General features: G+C 73.1%; 18 protein-coding genes. 9 read left to right on the top strand and 9 right to left on the bottom strand.

Features of this window, described 5'->3' with window-relative positions; genetic code table 11:
* Window positions 1-13: 13 nt before the first annotated feature.
* From ACZ5WG_RS09460 to ACZ5WG_RS09440, 5 genes are all read right to left on the bottom strand, one after another.
* Complete coding sequence (locus ACZ5WG_RS09460; protein ID WP_468721872.1) at window positions 14-1,435, bottom strand: nitrosuccinate lyase; 1,422 nt, start codon at window positions 1,433-1,435, stop codon at window positions 14-16.
* On the bottom strand, window positions 1,432-3,444 hold the full coding sequence (locus tag ACZ5WG_RS09455) for an FAD/NAD(P)-binding protein (RefSeq protein ID WP_468721871.1): 2,013 nt from the start codon (window positions 3,442-3,444) through the stop codon (window positions 1,432-1,434). Before ACZ5WG_RS09455 ends, ACZ5WG_RS09460 begins: the two co-directional genes overlap by 4 nt.
* Window positions 3,441-4,646, bottom strand: coding sequence for an FAD-dependent oxidoreductase (locus tag ACZ5WG_RS09450; RefSeq protein WP_468721869.1), 1,206 nt, complete (start codon window positions 4,644-4,646; stop codon window positions 3,441-3,443). Before ACZ5WG_RS09450 ends, ACZ5WG_RS09455 begins: the two co-directional genes overlap by 4 nt.
* Entirely contained in the window at window positions 4,646-6,271 is a 1,626-nt protein-coding gene (locus ACZ5WG_RS09445) for a class I adenylate-forming enzyme family protein (RefSeq protein ID WP_468721868.1), read from the bottom strand. Before ACZ5WG_RS09445 ends, ACZ5WG_RS09450 begins: the two co-directional genes overlap by 1 nt.
* A 66-nt stretch (window positions 6,272-6,337) precedes the next feature.
* On the bottom strand, window positions 6,338-6,889 hold the full coding sequence (locus ACZ5WG_RS09440) for an SRPBCC family protein (protein WP_468721867.1): 552 nt from the start codon (window positions 6,887-6,889) through the stop codon (window positions 6,338-6,340).
* A gap of 203 nt (window positions 6,890-7,092) precedes the next feature.
* Here ACZ5WG_RS09440 and ACZ5WG_RS09435 point away from each other — a divergent pair, with 203 nt between their 5' ends.
* The gene (locus ACZ5WG_RS09435; protein WP_468721866.1) at window positions 7,093-7,761 is read left to right on the top strand and encodes a TetR/AcrR family transcriptional regulator; all 669 of its coding nucleotides are present in this window, start codon (window positions 7,093-7,095) and stop codon (window positions 7,759-7,761) included.
* Between the two features lie 104 nt (window positions 7,762-7,865).
* Here ACZ5WG_RS09435 and ACZ5WG_RS09430 read toward each other — a convergent pair whose 3' ends face one another.
* Entirely contained in the window at window positions 7,866-8,141 is a 276-nt protein-coding gene (locus tag ACZ5WG_RS09430) for a hypothetical protein (protein ID WP_468721864.1), read from the bottom strand.
* A 19-nt stretch (window positions 8,142-8,160) separates the two neighbouring features.
* Here ACZ5WG_RS09430 and ACZ5WG_RS09425 point away from each other — a divergent pair, with 19 nt between their 5' ends.
* Entirely contained in the window at window positions 8,161-8,661 is a 501-nt protein-coding gene (locus ACZ5WG_RS09425) for a DUF6232 family protein (RefSeq protein WP_468721863.1), read from the top strand.
* Complete coding sequence (locus ACZ5WG_RS09420) at window positions 8,658-9,014, top strand: hypothetical protein (protein ID WP_468721861.1); 357 nt, start codon at window positions 8,658-8,660, stop codon at window positions 9,012-9,014. The genes ACZ5WG_RS09425 and ACZ5WG_RS09420 overlap by 4 nt, the downstream gene beginning before the upstream one ends.
* Window positions 9,015-9,148: 134 nt before the next feature.
* Here ACZ5WG_RS09420 and ACZ5WG_RS09415 read toward each other — a convergent pair whose 3' ends face one another.
* Both ACZ5WG_RS09415 and ACZ5WG_RS09410 read right to left on the bottom strand, forming a co-directional pair.
* Window positions 9,149-9,289: a hypothetical protein gene (locus ACZ5WG_RS09415; RefSeq protein WP_468721859.1), complete on the bottom strand. Its 141-nt coding sequence runs from the start codon at window positions 9,287-9,289 to the stop codon at window positions 9,149-9,151.
* Between the two features lie 160 nt (window positions 9,290-9,449).
* On the bottom strand, window positions 9,450-10,340 hold the full coding sequence (locus ACZ5WG_RS09410; protein ID WP_468721858.1) for a pirin family protein: 891 nt from the start codon (window positions 10,338-10,340) through the stop codon (window positions 9,450-9,452).
* Window positions 10,341-10,612: 272 nt separating this feature from the next.
* Between ACZ5WG_RS09410 and ACZ5WG_RS09405 the strand changes: the two genes are divergently transcribed.
* The 6 genes from ACZ5WG_RS09405 to ACZ5WG_RS09380 all read left to right on the top strand — a co-directional run bounded on the left by ACZ5WG_RS09405 (window position 10,613) and on the right by ACZ5WG_RS09380 (window position 17,800).
* Window positions 10,613-11,191, top strand: a complete 579-nt coding sequence (locus ACZ5WG_RS09405; RefSeq protein WP_468721856.1) for an NADPH-dependent FMN reductase — start codon at window positions 10,613-10,615, stop codon at window positions 11,189-11,191.
* Window positions 11,192-11,432: 241 nt separating this feature from the next.
* Window positions 11,433-12,416 (top strand): NADPH:quinone reductase, encoded by a 984-nt coding sequence (locus ACZ5WG_RS09400; RefSeq protein ID WP_468721854.1) that lies wholly within the window; start codon window positions 11,433-11,435, stop codon window positions 12,414-12,416.
* Window positions 12,417-12,506: 90 nt separating this feature from the next.
* The gene (locus ACZ5WG_RS09395) at window positions 12,507-14,066 is read left to right on the top strand and encodes an MFS transporter (protein WP_468721852.1); all 1,560 of its coding nucleotides are present in this window, start codon (window positions 12,507-12,509) and stop codon (window positions 14,064-14,066) included.
* Window positions 14,067-14,262: 196 nt separating this feature from the next.
* On the top strand, window positions 14,263-15,366 hold the full coding sequence (locus tag ACZ5WG_RS09390) for a ribosomal eL19 family protein (protein ID WP_468721851.1): 1,104 nt from the start codon (window positions 14,263-14,265) through the stop codon (window positions 15,364-15,366).
* 175 nt (window positions 15,367-15,541) lie between these two features.
* A complete protein-coding gene (locus ACZ5WG_RS09385) occupies window positions 15,542-17,455 on the top strand; it encodes a C1 family peptidase (protein WP_468721849.1) in 1,914 nt (637 codons plus the stop codon).
* 18 nt (window positions 17,456-17,473) lie between these two features.
* Window positions 17,474-17,800, top strand: coding sequence for a protease inhibitor I42 family protein (locus ACZ5WG_RS09380; RefSeq protein WP_468721847.1), 327 nt, complete (start codon window positions 17,474-17,476; stop codon window positions 17,798-17,800).
* Here ACZ5WG_RS09380 and ACZ5WG_RS09375 read toward each other — a convergent pair.
* A complete protein-coding gene (locus ACZ5WG_RS09375; protein ID WP_468721845.1) occupies window positions 17,775-18,962 on the bottom strand; it encodes a DUF418 domain-containing protein in 1,188 nt (395 codons plus the stop codon). The two genes, ACZ5WG_RS09380 and ACZ5WG_RS09375, sit on opposite strands and share 26 nt — an antisense overlap.
* Window positions 18,963-18,990 lie beyond the last annotated feature (28 nt).

Raw genomic sequence — 18,990 nt, 5'->3', positions numbered from 1 at the left:
GGTCATCCGGAGTTCAGTGCGGCCGGGTCAGCGCGCGGTCCACCAGCAGGCCCGCGCCCCCGGTGTACGTCCCGGGATCGCACAGCCGCGCCAGCTCGTCCGTGCTCCGGCTCCCCTTGAACACCGGCTCCTCGGCGAGCAGTTCGTACAGGGGCCGGCCGCTCTCCTCGGCCGCGGCCGAGACCCGGGTCAGCAGCTGCTTCGCCGCCGCCTTGCCCAACTCCGGTGCGAGCACGGCCGCGATCCGCTCGGAGACCACCTGACTGCCGGTCAGCAGCAGATTGGCCCGCATCCGCTCCGGCCGGGCGGTCAGCCCCTCGGCCAGCTCGACCGCGGTGTGGGCGGCGCCGCCGACCAGCCGCAGGGACTCGCGCAGCAGCTGCCATTCGGCGTGCCAGGCCCCGGCCGAGCGCTCGTCCTCCGAGACCAGGCACTGCACGAGTCCGGTGGCGAGGACCGGGACCTGGAGGGCGGCGCTGCGCAGCAGCGTGCTCAGGACCGGGTTGCGCTTGTGGGGCATGGCCGATGAGCTGCCGCGGCCGGCCACGGCGGGCTCGGCGACCTCGGCGACCTCGGTCCGGGCGAGGTTCTGCACGTCGATCGCGATCTTCCCGAGGGCGCCGGCGGTGAAGGCGAGCGCGGCGGCGAGATCGGCCATCGGGGTGCGCAGTACGTGCCAGGGCAGGGCGGGGCGGGCGAGTCCGGTCTCGGCGGCGAAGGCCCCGACCAGGTCGTCCAGGTACGCGCCGGGCTCGAGCGGGCGGTCCGCGCCGTCGATCCGGGCGTATTCGAGGTAGCCGGCCAGCGTGCCGGCCGCGCCGCCGAGCGACACCGGCAGCCCGTCGTCCTGCACCCGGGCCAGGCGCCGGTCGGCGTCCAGGACCAGCTGCCGCCAGCCGGCCGCCTTCAGCCCGAAGGTGGTGGGCACGGCCTGCAGGGCCAGCGTCCGGCCCGCCATCGCCGTGTCCCGGTGCTCACCGGCCAGCCGGCCCAGGGCCTCGGCGGTGCGGGCCAGGTCGGCCCGGATCAGCTTCAGGGTGCGGGCGGCCACCAGCATGGCGCCGGTGTCGAAGATGTCCTGGCTGGTGGAGCCGCGGTGCACGTACTCGGCGGCTCCGGTGCCCTGCGTGTCCTGCTCCGCGACCACCCGGGTCAGCGCCTGCACCAGGCCGACCACCGGGTTCGCGGTCTCCCGGGCGGCCAGGGCCAGCGCCCGCAGGTCGAGGTCCTCGGCCCGGGCCGCCCGCGTGATGGCCTCGGCGGCGGCCCCCGGGAGGGTGCCGAGTCCGGCCTGGGCCCGGGCCAGGGCGGCCTCGGCGTCGAGCATCGCCTGGAGCCAGGCCAGGTCGGAGACGGCCTCCTCGGCAGGGGTGCCGGCCCGTACCGGCGACAGCAGCCCCGCGTCGGTGAGCGCGTCCTGCGCTGCCCGGCTCATACGAGGACGCCGGTCAGGTCGGTCTCGGTCGGCAGCGGTGCGACACCGCTGGGGACCAGGCTCGCCGCCGGGAGGGCCAGGACGGAGCGGGCTATGGCGTCGGAGTCGCCGAGGGTGACCGAGTCGACGCCCGGGCGGATGCCGGCCGCGGTGACCCAGTGCACGGACTCGGTGGGCACCCCGTACGCGAACCGGCGCGGGTGGGCCCGGCCGCGGGCGTCGAGCAGCCGGTACGGGCGCTCGGTGACGGCGAGGCCGCCGGACTCGTAGCTGCTGCCGTCGGCGCCGGCGATCCGGTACGTGGTGCACTGCTCGGTGTCGAGCAGGTGGCGCAGCAGCGGGTCGTCGGTGCGCCGCAGGTCGGGCTCGGGCAGCCGGGCCTCGATCAGGACGGTGGCGCGGACCGCGGGACCGGGCACGGTACGGGACTGCGCGATGAAGGTCGCATCGGCGCCGGCGGCGGTGTCGACGCGGATCTCGGTCCCCGGACCGGTCAGGACGAGCACCCCGGCGTCGATGAGGGCGATCATCTCCTCGATGCGGGAGGCCGGCGGGCCGATGGAGAGGAAGGCGTTGAGCGGCGTGTACCAGCCCTCCAGGTCGTCGCGGTGCGAGTCGCCGTCCAGACCGCCGTGGTCGACGGCGAGGCGGATCTCGTTGCGCAGGTCGCGCATCACGTCCAGGGCCGCCTTGAGCGGGCCGCTGAGGTTGCCGGCCCTGGCCTCCGCGACATCCTTGGCCAGGTACGCCACCAGCCAGTCCCGGAACTCCTCGCGGCTGGTGAACTCGCGGTCGCCGTACGGGCGGGAGAGCTTCTCCCAGTCCCAGCGCTGCTCGTCCTCGATGCCGTAGACGTCCAGCAGCGAGCCCCGGTCCCCGGCCGACTCCAGCGAAAGGTAGCGCTTGGTGAAGCCCTCGCGCTCGGCGCCGCGGCCGCGGGTCTCCAGGAGGGTGCCGTAGTACACGCTCTCCGTCTCGCGGGAGATGAGCGGCCACAGGTCCGCGGAGAAGCTGATGCCCTCGCCGTCCTCGGAGCGGCGGCGCATCTCGGCGATCTTCTGCGGGGTCAGCAGGCGGGGCAGGTAGCGGCCGTAGGCGCCCTTCTCGTTCTCGCCGCGGGCGTGGTACGGGATGCCGCGCCGCGAACTGGCGTACAGGACGGGCTCGTTGCCGGAGGGGCGGTAGACCAGGCGGCCGTCCCCGGCGCGGACGAAGGTGCCGCCGCGGCCGGCGGTGAAGAGCGCCATGTGGTCGAAGAAGTTCAGGCCGAGGCCGCGCAGCAGGACGTTCTCACCGGGCCCCACGACGTTCAGGTTCAGGTCCGCCGGGTTGGCGGGCGTGACGTACGTCAGGTGGTGGATCCGGGCGAGGCTCGCGGTCTTCGCCTCGCGGGGGGTCAGCCGGGCCGGTACGTGGCCCTGCGCCATCACGATCGCGTCGAGGTCGTTGAGCCGGGTGCCGTTCTCGAGGCGGACGCCCTGCTGCCCGCCGGTGGTGCCGTGCGTATCGGCCATGGCCACGGCCCGGGAGCGGTGCACCTCGACGGTGACGTGGGCGGGGGCGCTGCGCACGACGCGCTCGAAGGTGGCGCGCAGGTAGCTGCCGTAGAAGGCGCGGGTGGGGTAGGTGTTCGGGCCCAGCCGGCGGGCCTCGGCGAGGGTCGCCTCGTCGGCGCTGCCGTCTGCGGTCGCGGATCCGGCGACGCCCTGGGCCCACTCGTACAGGCTCGGGCCCGGCTCGATCGGTCCCTCGGTGCGGACGCTGTCGTCGGTGTAGATGGTGATCTGGGAGGCCACCGTGTTCATCAGCAGGTGCTGGGACTGGTCGGAGCGCCAGACCTGGCCGGCGCCCGGCGCCGACGGGTCGACCACGTGGACGGTGACCGCGGAGTGCCGGGGGTTCCTGCGCTCGTTGGCGCACAGGCGCTCCAGGACGGAGAGGCCGCGCGGGCCGGCGCCGATGATGGCCACCTGGTGCTGTCCCTGCTTCTGTGCCTGGGGCTGGTTCATCGCTGCTCTCCGTTCGGGGCGGTGTTCTCGTCGGTGGTGCGGGCGCCGTGCATCCAGGCCACGTAGTCGTGGAGCTCCTCGGGGGTGTACGAGGACAGCTGGTCGTTGCGGGCCGAGGCTGCGGCCCCGGAGGTGTGCCAGAGCTTGATGCTCTCCCGGGCGAGGAGCTGGATCCGGGCGGTGCGCTCGCGCCGCTCGGCGTTGAACTTCTGGAAGCGCTCCGGGAGTTCGTCGGCGCCGCAGTCGAGGAGGTCGCCCAGGATCACGGCGTCCTCGAGGCCCTGGCAGGCGCCCTGCGCCACGTAGTGGAGCATCGGGTGGGCGGCGTCGCCGAGGAGGGCGACCCGGCCGTCGGTCCAGGTGTCGACCGGGTCCCGGTCGACCAGCACCCAGGACTTCCAGCCCTCGCCCAGGGCGAGCAGGCGCTGTGCGTCCTCGCCGAGGGCGGCGAACTCGCGGCGGATGTCGCCCGGGGAGGCGGGGACACCGGCGAGCGTCTCGGTCGCGTTGTTGTCGCTGCTGGCCGCGAGGTTGAGGTACTTGCCGCCGGCGATCGGGTAGTGCACGAAGTGGCAGTGGGGCCCGGTCCACCAGGTCACCGAGGTGAGGTGGCGCAGCTCCTCGGGGACCTGCTCCATCGGGATGACGGCGCGGTAGACGGTGATCCCGGAGTTGCGGGGCGCGCCGTCGCCGACGAGCTGGGCGCGGATCGCGGAGTGGATGCCGTCGGCGCCGATCAGGGCGTCGCCGGTGATCCGCTCGCCGTCCTCCAGGAGGACCGAGGCGCCGGTCTCGTCCTGCTCGTACCCGATGGCGGTGGCGGCGCTGCGCAGTTCGATGGAGTCGTCGGCGTGGCAGGCCTCGAGCAGCTTGGTGTGCAGTTCGGCGCGGTGGACGACGGCGTACGGGTTGCCGAACCGTGCGCGGTAGCGTGCGGTCAGGTCCATGCTGACCACGTGCCGGCCGGTGACCCCGTCCATGAACCGGAGCTCGTCCATCTGTACGGCGGTGGCGCGGACGGCGTCTCCGAGGCCGAGGCGGTCGAGGGCGTGCAGGCCGTTGGGCGCGAGCTGGATGCCGGCGCCGATCTCGGCGAACTCGGGGGCGCGTTCGAGGACGAGGACGCGGTGTCCCTGGCGGGCGGTGGCGAGGGCGGTGGCCAGCCCGCCGATCCCGCCGCCGACGATGATCAGCTTCGACATCAGACGTTCTCCTCGGTGCGGTCGGCGGTGGCGCCGGCGGTGGCTCCTGCGGTCACTGCGGCAGGGGCGCCGGCGGTGAGCAGCCGGGCGAGCTCCAGCCGCTTGATCTTGGTGGTGGCGGTCTGCGGCAGTTCGGACTGGCGCCACTGGACCGGCTCGGCCATCGGCGGCAGTCCGGCGACGGCGGCCTTCCAGGCCCGGGGGTCGAGGGGCTTGTCGTCCTTGGTGCAGACGACGGGGACGGCGCGGCCGCTCTCGTCGGGGATGATGATGACCTCGGCGAGCTCGTCCAGCCGGGTGAACAGGGTGTCCTCGGCGGCGAGGGTGGAGCCGAAGCCCTCGATCAGGTCGACCTCGCGGTCGAGCAGGTGCACGCAGCCCCACTTGGTGCGGTAGCCGACGTCGCCCATCCGCCACCAGCCGTCGTTGACCTGCTTGTCGTAACGTTCCTGCTCGCCGAGGTAGGTGACGATCCGGCCGTCGCTCTTGACCTCGATGAAGCCCGGGTTGGTCTCGGAGGGCGGCAGTCCGTTGCGGCTGACGACGCGGACGTCGGTCATGCCGGGGAAGGGCATGCCCACGCAGCGGCCGTCGGCGTCGAGCCCGCGGCGCTTGGAGAAGGAGCGGGCGACGGCCGGACCGATCTCGCTCTGCCCGTACAGCTGGCCGAAGACCGGGGCCTTGCGCTTCGTCGCCTTGAGCAGCCGCTGCACGGTCCGCGGGTGGATGGCGTCGAAGGTGCTGCTGAAGAGCTTGACGTTGGCCAGCGGCCGGCGGGGGTCGTCGGCCAGCTCCTCCCACTCCATGAAGGAGTTGGGGTGTGCCTCGAGGATGCCGGGGCGCAGCTGGGCGAAGAGGTCGGCGGCCCGCTTGGGGTCGGAATCGGCGAGGACGACGATCGGGAAGCCGCGGAAGAGGGAGATGGCGAGGGCGGTGATGAGCCGCGAGTGGACGAAGGAGACGTGCATGGCGATGGTCTCGCGGCCCGGTATGAGCGGCTTGGTGATCGCCGCCTGCGGGCGGTAGCGCGCCTCGAGGGTGGCGCCGGTGTGGACGGCGAGCTTGGGGGTGCCGGTGGTGCCGGAGGTGTGCGTGATCAGGGTGGGGTGCTCGGGCGGCATCGTCACGGCGGGGACCCGGGGGACCCCGGCGAGCGAGGCGAGCTCGGTGGCGTCCTGGTAGCTGCCGGAGGTGAGCAGGACCTGCCCGGCCTCCCGGAAGACCGAGGCGGGCAGTTCGGTCTCCAGCTTGTTCTGGTCGGTGAGCAGGTAGGGCTGATCGGTGCGGCGTACGAGTTCGGCGACGGTCTCGCCGTCGAGCTTCGGCGACAGCAGCACCGGGACGGCGCCGATGCGGGCCACCGCGCAGGCCAGCAGGGTGATGTCGAAGCCGTCGGACTTGTAGACGACGACCCGGCGGCCGGGCCGTACCTCGGCGGCCCAGAGCCTCGAGGCCATGTCGTCGATCAGGTCGGCGACCTCGGCCACGGTCGCCCGGCGCCCCAGGCCCGGAGCTATGTCCAGGTCGTGATCGAGGATCACGACGTTCGACGGGTGCTTTCTCGCGGCCCGCTCGAAGAGCGTTCCGAGCCGGATTCCCTTGTTCCCGATGCGCTGCAGGATCATCGCCTTGACCTTTCCCAAGTAAGTTGCAATGACGATCAGTTACGGAAGAGGAGAGGAAGAGGAAGCTCAGGAGCCGGTCGCGCGCAGTTCCGTCTCGATGACGACCTTGATGCGCTCGAGGGTCGCGGCGAGGTCGCCGGCCACCTTCTCGCCCCACTCGGTGAAGAACTGCTGCTTCTGCTCCTCGTCCATCTCGGCGGTGATGCCGCGGATCCCCTCGGTGGCGGAGCCCATCCGGAAGTGGTGGACCAGGAGGCTCTCCTTGCCGTCCGGCTCGATGGAGAAGCCCCAGACGCTGTCCTGCTTCTCGCCGGAGCTGTTGTGCATGGCCCACTGGAAGGTCCGGCCGGGCTCGGCGGCGACGACCTCGGCGTACGTCGTCCACTTGCCGCGCACCACCGGCGCCCAGGAGACGACGTCCTCGCTCCGCTCGTTCTCGCCGCGGAACACCGAGCCGACCGCGCCGGGGGCGCCGGTGGTCCACTCCCCGCCGAGGCACTCGGGGCTCCACTCGCCGCTCCGGGCCAGGTCGCTGACGACGGCGTACACCTCGGCCGGCGTGGCGGAGACGTGGACCTGGGCCCGGGACCGGAAGAGGGGAGTCTGGGTGCCGCTCATGGGGTGACCTCCTGTTGCTGGACTGTCTCGAGTGCTTGCTCGCCCGAGTGCTCGTTTGCCTGTGATGGCTTCAACTGCGCTGCCCGGCGCCGTGTTTGGCGCTCTCAGCTAGATGAACCATACAGTTCAGTTCAACTGAACGCAACGGTACAGTTCAGTTGGGTCCTAGACTGGGCTCGCACCTTCGAGGAGTAGGGACCGACATGACCGCAAGGATCAGCGCCACCGAAGCCCAGCAGCAGCCCGTTCCCACCGGCGCGCGCGCAGCGCGCAAGCGCGAGGCCATCCTCGAGGCGGCCCGCACGGTGTTCCTGCGTGAGGGCTTCGGGGCCGGAGTGGACCAGCTCGCCGCCGAGGCCGGCGTCTCGAAGGTCACCGTCTACAACCACTTCGGCAGCAAGGAGAACCTGTTCAACGCCGTGATCGGGCAGACGCTCGACGAGGCGCTGGAGGTGGCCCAGACGGTGATCCAGGCCCGGCTCGCCGAGTCGGACGACGTCCGCACCGACCTGCTGGAGGCCTGCCGCACCTGGGTCGCGGGCCTCACCACCCCGGAGGTGCTGGCGCTGCGCAACGTGATCGCGGGCGAACGCCACCGCTTCCCGCAGCTCGGCGCCACCTGGCAGGAGGAAGGTCCCGGCCGCCAGCACGCAGCCCTGGCCACGGCCCTGGGCCGCCTCGACGACCGCGGCCTGCTGCGCATTCCGGACATGGAACTGGCCGTCCTCCAGCTCTCCGGCCTGGTCCTCTCCCCCCACCTGGTCTACGGCGCCTACGGCACGGCCCTGGACGGGGACCTGGCGGAACGCCTCATCCAGGGCGGAGTGGACATGTTCCTCCACCACTACGCAGTGGACCCGGAGACGGCCTAACCGGGCCGGGGCGGTACCCGCGCGGACCCCGGCGGGACGTCAACCGAAGTCCCCGTCAGCCCACTTGGCGCGACGAGATCTTGCCCCGTCCCCCGCCGCCGTGGTTAATGGATGGTCGCCGGTCCATGACACGGCACCACCTTGCAGACCAGGGGGACACACCACATGGAGAACTCGCAGCCGGCGGGCGGAGCGCCGCAGGCGCCGCCGACCGCCGGACCCCGGAACGCGTCGCAGCCCGGGCAGACGAACGGTTCCTTACCCGTGGGGCCGAGCGCCCCGCCTCCGCCGCCCTCGGCGCCGCCCGCATCGCCGCCCTCGGCGCCGCCTTCGATGCCGCCTTCGATGCCGCCGCAGGCCCACGGCATCGAACTCCGCATCAGCAGAAGGATCCTGTGGGTGGGCGGCGCCGCCTACCCGCTGGAGAACATCGCCCGGGTGTACACCCTCACCCTGCACCCCAGGCGCAAGGACGCCACGATCCGCTTCCTGCGGAACCTCGCCGTCGTCCTGGCCGGCGCCTTCGCCCTGACCATTCTGGCCGGGCTGACATCGCTCGCGAACCGCGAGGCGGCGGAGAGCATCCTCAGCTTCGTCTGGCTCGGTGCGGCAGCCGCCCTGGTCTGGTCCCTCGTGGAGTGGCTGTCGGTCCTGACGGCTTCGTCGCACTACGTGCTGGCGGTCGAGACCTCGGGCCCGTCGATAGCGGTGGTCACCAGCAAGGACCCCGGCACACTGCACCAGCTCGTCGGCCAGATCACCCACGCCATCGACAACCCGGACACCGAGCTCCGCGGGGTGCGGGTGGACACCATCGTGATCAACCCGAGGAACTACCACTTCGGCGACAACGTCAACATGTACGGCGGTTCCAACAACGTGGGGATGGGGACCCGGTGAGCGGCGACAACTACTACTTCGGCGACAACGTCAACATGACCGGCGGCACCGGCAACACCGGCATGGTGAAGAACGTGGGCGCCCCGGCCGCCGCCCCCGGAGCGGATCCGGAACTGGCAGCGGCCGTCGAGGAGCTCCGCCGCCTGATCGGGGAGCTGCGCGCGCAGCTCCCGCCGGCGAGCGCCCAGGTGCTGGACTCCGCCCTGCCCGCCGCCACCGGCGAGACGCCGGTCCCCGCGGAGTCGCGGCAGAGTGCGCTGATGTCGATCGCCGGCATCGCCGCCGTGGTCGGCCCGCTGGGCCAGCCGATCGTCGAAGCCGTGGCCAGGATCCTGGACCTGCTGGCCGCCTGACCCCTGCGGTCGCGCCGGGGCCCAGCCCGCCCTGCCCCGGCACGGCCGGAGGGCCTACCCGTGGTGGTCCGAGACGCCCGAGCTGTTCGTCCTCACCATCAGGGGCGGCTGCTCGGCGTGCTACGGATCGCCGGTCAGTGCAGGGACAGCCAGGTGATGCCGGCGGTGGCGGTCGCGGCGGCTGCGGCCAGGGCGGCAGGCTTCCAGCGGCGGAGTGTGTAGGCGAGGAGCAGGGCGGTGAGGACGACGGCCAGTGTGCCGATCGTGGCTCGCAACGGCCCCTGACTGTAGGCGTATTCCTCGAAATGCCGTATGAGCCACACTAACCAGGCCAGCCTCATGGCGCCCCCTTTTGTCCCTTTGTGATCTCGGGGAAGGGTAACCCGGCAGAAGGGTGACCGGGGGCGCCAGGGTTCGGCGGCGCCCCCGTCGTGGTCAGTCCTCGTAGCGGCCCAGGCGGTCCGCCGCGTAGTCGTCGAAGGCCTGGTCGATCTCCTCGGGGGTGTTCATCACGAACGGGCCGCTGCGGAAGACCGGTTCGCGGATCGGCTCGCCCGTCAGGAAGAGCAGGTCGGCGCCGACCGGGCCGCCCTCGACGCGCACCGTGTCGCCGTCGTTCCCGAGGACCGCCAGTTCGCCGTCGGCCAGCTCGCTCGAGGCGACCCTGCCGCTGCCGGACAGGACGTACACCGCCGCATTGCGGCCGGCCGGCGCCGGGAGTTGCGCGCTCGCGCCCGGGGCGATCGACGCGTGCACGACCGTCACCGGGACCTGGGTGTCGAAGGGGCCGGTCACGCCGAGCGCCGAGCCTGCGATGACCTTGAACCAGGAGCCGTCCAGGTTCCGGACCACCGGGATCTCCGCAGCGCCGTGGTTCTGGGTGCGGGGCCGCAGCCCCTTGCGGGCGGCGGGCAGGTTCACCCAGATCTGCAGGTTGTGCTGGAGGCCCCCGGCCGCGCGGAAGGCTTCGGTCGGCTGGGCCGAGTGCACCACACCCGCGCCCGCCGTCAGCCACTGCACGGCGCCGGGCGGTACGACCCCGCGGTTGCCGGTGGAGTCCGCGTACTCGATATCGCCCTCCATCACGTACGCGATGGTCTCGAAGCCGCGGTGCGGGTGGTCGGGGGCGCCCTTCGGCTCGCCCGGGCCGAGGTCCACCGGGCCGACCTGGTCGACCATCAGGAAGGGGTCCAGCTGCGGGATCTGCGGCGTGGGGAAGGGCCGGCGGACCGGGAAACCCTCGCCCTCCAGGGTGTGGACCGGCTGCAGTACGTCGATCACCGAACGGATCGCGGTGGTCTCGACAGCGGAAACCTGCGTGGTCATGATGCCTTCTCTCTTTCGTTCGGGGTCGTCGCTCTGCGGGTAAATGAACCATACAGTTCAGTTCAGTTCGATGTCAGTTATACGGGAGGGCCCGTCCTCGATCAAGTCCTGCGGACCAACCCGCCCGCGGATAACTGACAGATACCGCCCACCGCCGTTGTCGGCGCATCCTGCGCGCGGCCAGACTCCTGCTCATTCACCGACGTTCACCTCGCAGGAGCATGCCGGATCCGGCATTCGCTGCACATGTCACCTTTGCGGAAGGACAGTTCATGCCCGAGCTCAAGATCCTGGCCATCTCCGGCAGCCTGCGCGGCGCCTCGTACAACAGCGCCCTCGTGCGCGCCGCCCAGAAGTTCGCCCCCGGTGACCTGGCCATCGAGATCTACGAGGGCCTGCGCGACATCCCGCCCTACGACACCGACCACGACGTCGAGCCCGCCCCGGTCGCCGTGGCCGACCTGCGGCGCCGCATCGCCGAGGCGGACGGCATCTTCATCGCCACCCCCGAGTACAACTACGGGATCCCCGGTGTCCTGAAGAACGCCCTGGACTGGGCGAGCCGCCCGGCCCTCAACTCCTCGCTGACCGGCAAGCCGATCGCGATCGCCGGCGCCGCGCAGACCAACTTCGGCACCGTGCGCGCCCAGCTCGCGCTGCGCCAGATGTTCCTGTGGACGGACTCCAAGGTCGTCGGCAAGCCCGAGCTCATGATCTTCCGCGCCCAGGAGCGCTTCGACGACGCCGGCAACCTGACCGACGAGACCACCGTCGAGATCCTGCAGGGGCTGCTCTCCGCGCTCGGCACGAAGATCCGCGAGACCCGCGCCAACGCTGCCGCCGGCCTCTGATCCACCGGCTGATCCGACGGCTTGTCCGCCGGCTGATCCGCCCCACCGGCCGGAGTCGCCAGCTCCTGCACGTTCCCCCCTCTCCGAAGGGCCGCTCACACCCCCCGTAGCGGCCCTTCGGCCTTTCCGGGATGCGGGAGGGGATCCGTACGGGACCCCCTCCCGCATCCCGCCCCCGGGAGTTGACGAAGCCTTCGCGGTGCTGTGCGCGAACCCCGGGGGGCCTTGCGAGGATCGCCTCATGCGTGCAGCCTTCATCGAAGAACTGGGCCCCGCCGAGAACATCCGCTACGGCGAGATGGCCCCTCCGGCCCCCGGCCCGACGGACGTCCTGGTCGAGGTCGAGGCGGTGTCCGTCAACCCGGTGGACACCTTCGTGCGGTCCGGGCTGTTCCGCACCCCCCTCGAGTTCCCCTTCGTGATCGGCCGCGACCTGGTCGGTACGGTCGTGTCGGCCGGCCCCGGAGCGGCGGGCTTCGCCCCCGGCGACCGCGTCTGGTGCAACAGCCTCGGCCACGGCGGCCGCCAGGGCGCCGCCGCCGAACAGGCAGTGGTCCCGGTCGACCGCCTCTACCGGCTGCCCGCCGCCACGGACGCCGCCGAGGCCGTAGCGGTCGTGCATCCCGCGGGCACCGCGTACCTCGCCCTGTTCACCCACGGCCGGGTCCGCCCCGGCGAGAGCGTGCTCGTCGCCGGCGCCGCCGGGAACGTGGGGAGCGCCCTGATCGTCATGGCCGTCGAAGCCGGCGCCCGGGTCGTCGCCACCGCCGCTGCGCGCGACGCCGAGCACTGCCGGGCGCTGGGCGCCGAGACCGTCCTCGACTACAAGGACCCCGAACTGGCCGCCCGCATCCGCGAGTTCAGCCCGCAGGGCATCGACGTCCACATCGACACCTCGGGTACGAACGACCTGGCCGCCGCCGTCGAACTCCTCGCCCCCCGCGGGCGGATCGTGCTCCTCGCCGGCGCCCGCTCCCAGCCCGTCCTGCCCGCCGGGCCGCTCTACATGAAGGACGGCTCCGTCGTCGGCTTCGTGATCTCGCACGCCACCGCCGCCGAACTCGCCGAGGCCGCCACGTCGATCAACCGCCTGCTGGCGAACGGCAAGCTGCGCGCCCGCTCCGTCGAGCGGGTCCCCCTGTCGGAGGCGGCCCGTACGCACCGGCGCATCGAGGACGGCGAACTGCACGGCAGCCGCGTGGTGTTGCTGCCCAAGGAGTCCTGACGGCAGACCTGACGGCAGACCCGACGGCAGACCTGACGGACTGGCCTTACGGCGCCGCCCGCTGCTGACGGCGACTGCCAGACTCGCGGCATGGACGACTCCCCAGAGGCCCAGGCCCAGGCCCAGGTGAAGGCCCATGCCCATGCCCACGCCGAGCCCCTGGCCGACCCGCCTCCGCGGAAGAGCGGGGCGCGGTTCGCGCTTCTCGGCGCCGTGCAGCTCATGCTCAACGCCTCGGTGTCGGTGACGTTCGCCGCCGGTCCGGCCATGCAGCGGGAACTCGGCCTGAGCCGGATCGACCTCATCATCGACAGCGCCGCGTACGGCCTGGCCTTCAGCGGCCTGCTGCTGCTCGGCGGGCGGCTCACCGACCGGATCGGGCAGCGCCGGCTGTTCACCCTCGGCACGGCCCTGTTCGCCGTCGCCTCGCTCGCCGCGGCGCTGGCCCCCAGCTCGCACACCGTCCTCGCCGCCCGCTTCCTCCAGGGCTGCGGGGCCGCCCTCGCCGCCCCCGCGGCCATGGCCCTGCTGCGGGTCGTCTTCCCCGAGGGCAGGGCCAGGGCCACCGCGCTGGCCCGCTGGGGTCTGCTGGCCAGCCTCGGCGCCGCCGTCGGCATCGTGCTCAGCGGGGCGCTCGTCGCCTGGCTGAACTGGCGGTGGAGCTTCGGGCTGCTCGCCGCCGCGGCCGCGGCCGTACTGGCCCTCACCTCCCGGTCTCTGCCGGCCGGGCCCGCCCCGGTACCGGTCCCCGTGGACCTCCTCGGCGCCGTACTCGGCACCCTCGCGCTCTCCACCCTCGGCTACGGCTTCGTGATGGTCGGCCCGCACGGCTGGGCCGCGCCGCAGGTCCTCGCCCCGCTCGCGCTCGGCGCGGTCCTGCTCGCCGTGTTCGTCGCCGCCCAGCAGCGCGTCCGCGCCCCCCTGCTGCCGCCCGGCTTCCTCGCCTCGCGCTACCGCGCGACCGCGCTGGTCTGCGCGCTGCTCGGCCCGGCGATCGGCGCGAGCACCGCCTTCCTGCTGGCCCTCTACTTCCAGCAGGTACGCGGCTATTCGGCGCTGCAGAACGCGCTGGCCTTCATCCCGTACAGCGCGATGCTGCTCGGTGTCGGCTTCGTCGCGGGCCGGATCGTCGCCCGCCTCGGCATCCGCGCGGTGGCGGTGGGGGGACTGGCGGTCATCGCCGCCGGCCTCTTCCTGATCGGCGGCGTGGGGCTGCGTACGGGCTCGACGCCGTACGTCCTCGCGGGCCTGGTCATCCTGTCGGCCGGCATCGGCACGCTGATGTCCGCCGCGGTGCCGGGGGCCGTCAGCGGGGTCCCGGAGGAGCAGTCCGCACTCGCCGGGGCGGTGGTCAACACGGCCATCCTGGCCGGGCCGACCATCAGCCTGGCCCTGATCACCTCGGCCGCCGACGCCCGGACGGCCTCCCTGCTGGCCGCCGGGGACCCGGCGGCCGCGACGGGCGGGTACGCGTTCGCCTTCGAGGCGGCCTGCGCGGTGTTCCTGCTGGCCATCGGCCTGGCGCTGTACGGGCTGGCACCCGCCCGCCGCGGCCGCGGGGGCGACCGGACCGGTCAGGCCGGGGTGGAGGTCCCGACAGCCGCCGCGATCACTCAGGGTGAGGGTGTCACGAGGGTGCAGCACAGCTGAAGAGTGAAGCGATCCGTGCAGGTCAGTGGAGTTGGTGCGCCGAGTTCACGGCGTTTCACCGGGGTTCGTACGTCGGCCTCCGGTTGCCGGATGTGACGGAGTGGCCGTGAGTGGACAGGGGGCGAGTCCCCTGCCCCCGACATGTCCCGTGTCCCACGTCCATGTCACCACTCTGCCTCTGAACAGGAGAGAGATCTTGCACCGCATCACCCGCTACACCCTCCCCGCCGCCCTCTGCGTGACGCTGCTGTCCGCGTCCCCCGGTCTGGCCGGAGCGGCCAACGCCCCTGCCAGGCCGTCGGCGCCCGTGGCGAAGAAGTCCATCCCGGGTACCGAGGCGCTGACCGCGCAGGTGCAGGCCCTGGGCTCCGCAGGCGTGCTGATCACGCCCGTCACCAACTTCCTCGGGGAGGTCCTCAAGTCGCCGGACGGGAAGCTCCCGGAGGCGGACCTGGCCGCGCACAAGCAGAAGATCGACGCGGCGCTCGCGGGCCTGAAGCAGACGTTCGCGGCGGTTGCCCCGGCCGCCCCGGCCGCGCCCACCGCACCCGAGGCCCCGGCCAAGCCCCCGGCCGACGCCCCGGCGGCCCCGGTGGTCCTGCCCAAGCCGCCCGCGGAGGCGCCGAAGCCCCCGGCTGACGCGGTCAAGCCCCCGGCGGACGCGGTGAAGCCCCCGGCGGAGGCGGTGAAGCCCCCGGCGGAGGCCGCCAAGCCGCCCGCCGACGCAGCGAAGCCGGTGGAGGCGGCCAAGCCCCCCGCCGAAGTGGCGAAGCCCCCGGCCGACGTGGCGAAGCCCCCGGCCGAAGTGGCGAAGCCCCCCGCCGACGTGGCGAAGCCCCCCGCCGACGTGGCGAAGCCCCCGGCCGACGTGGCCAAGCCCCCGGCCGAAGTGGCCAAGCCCCCGGCTGACGCAGCGAAGCCGGTGGAGGCGGCCAAGCCCCCGGCCGAAGTGGCCAAGCCCCCGGTCGACGTGGCGAAGCCCCCCGCCGACGTGGCCAAGCCCGTCACCCTCCCGGCCGCGGCCCCGGCGCCCCTGCCCGCCGTCGCCCCCGTCTCCGCGCGGGCTGCCAGGGCCGGTGCCCCCCTCGACCTCGTCGCCGCCGCGGTCGACCACCTCAAGGCGTCCGTCGACGAAGTCGCCAAGGCGGCCGGCCCCTGCGGCTGCACGACCGACGCCAAGGACAAGGCCACGGACGTCGTGAACGACCTCGGCAACACCGTGGTCGCCCTGTTCACCGGTCTCGGCCTGCCCGGCATGCCGGCGGCCGCCCCGGCCCCCGCCCCGGACCCGGCCGAGTAGCTCCGCGCCGAGCCCCCGTCCGCCCCCGGTGTCCCTCCGACGCCGGGGGCGGACGCGCGCACCCCGTACGACCCCCCGTGCGACCGCGCGACCTTGCGGACACCCTTGACGCGCCCCGCCCCCGGATGGACGCTCCCGGATCTCGCATCCGAACGGTTGCAGCTGGGGGGCTGGTATGCCGGAGCAGTCTGTCGAGCCCGAGTCCGATTCCGTCCAGACGGTGGGGGAGCTGCGCGCGCAGCTCGTGGAGCGCGGAGCGCGCTGGTCCGTCATCGAGCACCTCGCCGACGAGGAGGCCGTGCCCCGGCCCTCCCTCGGCCTGGAACCCGGGGCGAACCTCACGCCCGCCGAGGAGGTGGGCCCCGTCGACCTGCGCGGGATCATCGGGCACGAGAGCGGCAATCCGCATCTCACCCGGCGCCGCGCCGCCCACGGGCTGCTGCCCGGAGCACCCGGCGGGCCGGTCGTCGGGGCCCGCCCCGCTGCCGTCGACTGGCGGGGCCGCTGGGGCTGGCCCTGGATCACCAAGGTCAAGGACCAGAACCCGTGCGGCTCCTGCTGGGCCTTCGGGGCCGCGGGCCTCGTCGAGTCCATGGCCCGCATCGAGCACGACGTCTGGGCGGAGCGGTCCGAGGGGGACGTCCACGACGGTCTGAAGTTCACCTGCGGCCAGGGCTCCAACCCCGAGACCGCCCTCGACTGGGTCAAGACCAACGGCGGCCTCGCCGATCCGGACTGCTGGCCCTACTCCCCGCCCCCCTCCACCGTCCCCGCCGACCGCCGCGACGCCTGGCGCGCCGAGTACACGCCCAGCTGGGACCGGTCCGGCCGGACCGTCCGTATCACCGACTACGTGCGCCTCGGCGACGTCGAGCAGCAGAAGGTCTGGCTCGACACCGTCGGCCCGCTGACCGCCTGCTTCGACGTGTACGACGACTTCTTCGGCCTCGGCTCCGGCGTCTACCACCGCACCAGCGACCGCCTCGCGGGCGGCCACTGCGTGCTGATCGTCGGCTACGACGACGCCGCCGGCTGCTGGCTGTTCAAGAACTCCTGGGGGCCGGGCTACCACGTCGGCGGGTACGGGCGGATCGCCTACGGCGAGGTCAAGATCGACTACTGGGCCAAGTGCGGCCTGCGCGGCACCAACATCGACCCGTGGAGCAAGCGCCGCCTGCACACCGGCAACGTCTACGAGAGCGGCAACGGCCGCGCCCACCGCAACTTCGAGCTGCTCGCCACTGCCGGCGGCGGCCGTCTCCAGCACTGGTGGCGCGAGGGCGACGCCCCCTTCCCGTGGGCCCGCGCCCAGAGCTACGCGAACGACGCCTCCGGCCAGCCCGCCTTCACCGGCACCACGTACAACCGGAACATGGAGTCCGTGCACGTGACCACCGGCGGCCGGCTGCGCCACTGGTTCTACGAGCAGTCCGCCGGCGTCTGGCGCGACGGCGGCGCCTTCGGGCCGGGCGACGCGGCGATCGGCTCGACCCCGGCGTTCATCCAGAGCGACTACGGCAAGCCGGGCAACTTCGAGGTGGTCGTCCGCACCGCCGACGGCCGCCTCAACCACTGGTGGCGGATCAACGGCGCCCCCTGGACCTGGAACGACGGCGGCCGCTTCGCCTCCGGCATCGCCCATTTCGGGCCCGCCCTCGTGCAGACCCGCAGCCGCCACCTCGACCTCGTCGCCACCCGTACGGACGGCCGCATGCAGCTGTGGTGGCGCGACGACCCGAACGGGTTCGCCTGGCGCCCCGGGGAGGTCTTCGGCAGCGGGATCACCTCCGCGCCCTGCCTGATCGAGGCGCAGTACGGGGCGGCCGACGAGGACACCGCCGGGAACTACGAGCTGTGCGCGGTCGTAGCGGGCGGTCGCATCGAGCACTGGTGGCGCGGCAACGCCTCCGGCTCCGCCTGGAGCCGCAGCGCCGCCTTCGGCCACGACGCGCTCGCCGTCACCGGGATGCTCCAGGGCAGCTTCGGGTTCAACCTGGAGGTCATCGTCCTGCGCACGGACCGGCAGCTGCAGCACTACTGGCGGGACGGGGCAGGCTGGCACGAGGGGCCGGTGATCGGCCCCGCCTGAGCCGGGAGGTCGTCGCGGGTGGAAGTGCGCAAGGTCGCCCTCGGCGCCGGTGAGTCGTACGAGCTGCGGCTCACCGGGCGCGGGGCGCGCGGGTACGTGTGGACCTGGCAGGTCACGGGGGACGCGGACGCCGTCTCCGTGAGCGACGTGAGCGAAGGCCCGCCGCCGCCCGCGGAGGTCCTCCCCGGCGCCCCGCTGGAGCGCACGTACGTCGTCCGGGGCCGCTGCCCCGGCGGGCGGGCCCGGATCCGCTTCGCGCAGATCCGCCCGCCCTACCCGCAGGAGGCCCCGTACGACGAGTTCGTGCTGGAAGTGGAGGTCACCGCCGCGGACCACGGACGCTGAGCGCCCATTGCTGTACGGCCTCCAGCGGGCCCCGTTCGAAGCGGCGCAGCCAGAGCCGGGACCCGGCGACCAGGACGAGGCTCACCGCCGCCCACAGGCCCATCACCCACCAGGGCCCGCTCCCGCCCAGCCGGTCGGCGAGGCCCAGCCCGATGCCGTAGCAGAGCAGCATGCAGAGCAGGTTCTGGCCGACGTAGCAGGACAGGGCGGTCCGCCCGACGGAGCCGAGGGCGCCGGCCCCGGGGACCCGGAACCGGTCGAGGGCGCACCCGATCAGGCCGATGTATCCGACGGCGACCAGCGGGGCGATGCCGTACCGGCCCAGGGCGAAGAAGTCGTGGCCCCCGAGCGCGGCGGCGGCGCCCAGCGGCAGCCCGAGGCCGAGGCCCCAGGCTGCCATCCGGACCCGGATCCGGCGCCCGTCGGCGCTCGCTGCGAAGGCGCCCGCACGGTGCAGCCGGACTCCGAGGAGGAAGAGGAAGACCAGGAGCCCGAAGGAGAAGACGGGCTCGATGCGCAGCGCGAGGGCGTGGTCGAGCCGGAACGCGATCTGCTCGAGGTAGCCGCCGTGGGCGTACAGCCGGACCGCGGCCGGATCCGGTGACTTCGGCGGCCCGGATTCCGGCTCGGCCAGGTTCCCGAGCGTCACGAGGCCGATCAGGGTCAGGTGCAGGCCGCCCGCGGTCCACATCGCCACCCGCCGCACCCTCTCGGAGCGGGCCAGCAGCCAGGCCACCAGCAGGGCGGTGACGGCGTACCCCATCAGCACGTCCCAGGCGAAGACCAGCACGAAGTGGACGGTCCCCTCCAGGAAGAGGAACGCGGCCCGCCGAGGGTAGCGCCCGGGCCACGGCTCGCCGCGCCGCGCGGCGGAGTCGTACTGGATGGCCAGTCCCACGCCGAACAGGATCGTCAGCAGGGACAGGAACTTCCCGTCGGCGAGGAAGCGGAACACGGTCTCGGCGATGTTGGCGGCGGACGGGTCGGCGACCGGGTCGGGCAGGTCCAGGCCGCCCTGGAGCACGCCCCACTCGGAACCGGGGGAGGCGAAGATCCAGACGTTGGTCATCAGTGTGCCGAGGATGGCGGCGCCGCGCAGGACGTCGAGGAGCGGGAGCCGGGTCGAGGTCACCGCGGGGGCGACGAGGGTCGTGTGGGCCATGACTTCAGCGTCCCGGCGCGCGGGACCC

The sequence above is a fragment of the Streptomyces sp. NPDC032745 genome (assembly GCF_055579465.1).
This window is presented reverse-complemented; position numbering and strand designations above follow the sequence as displayed.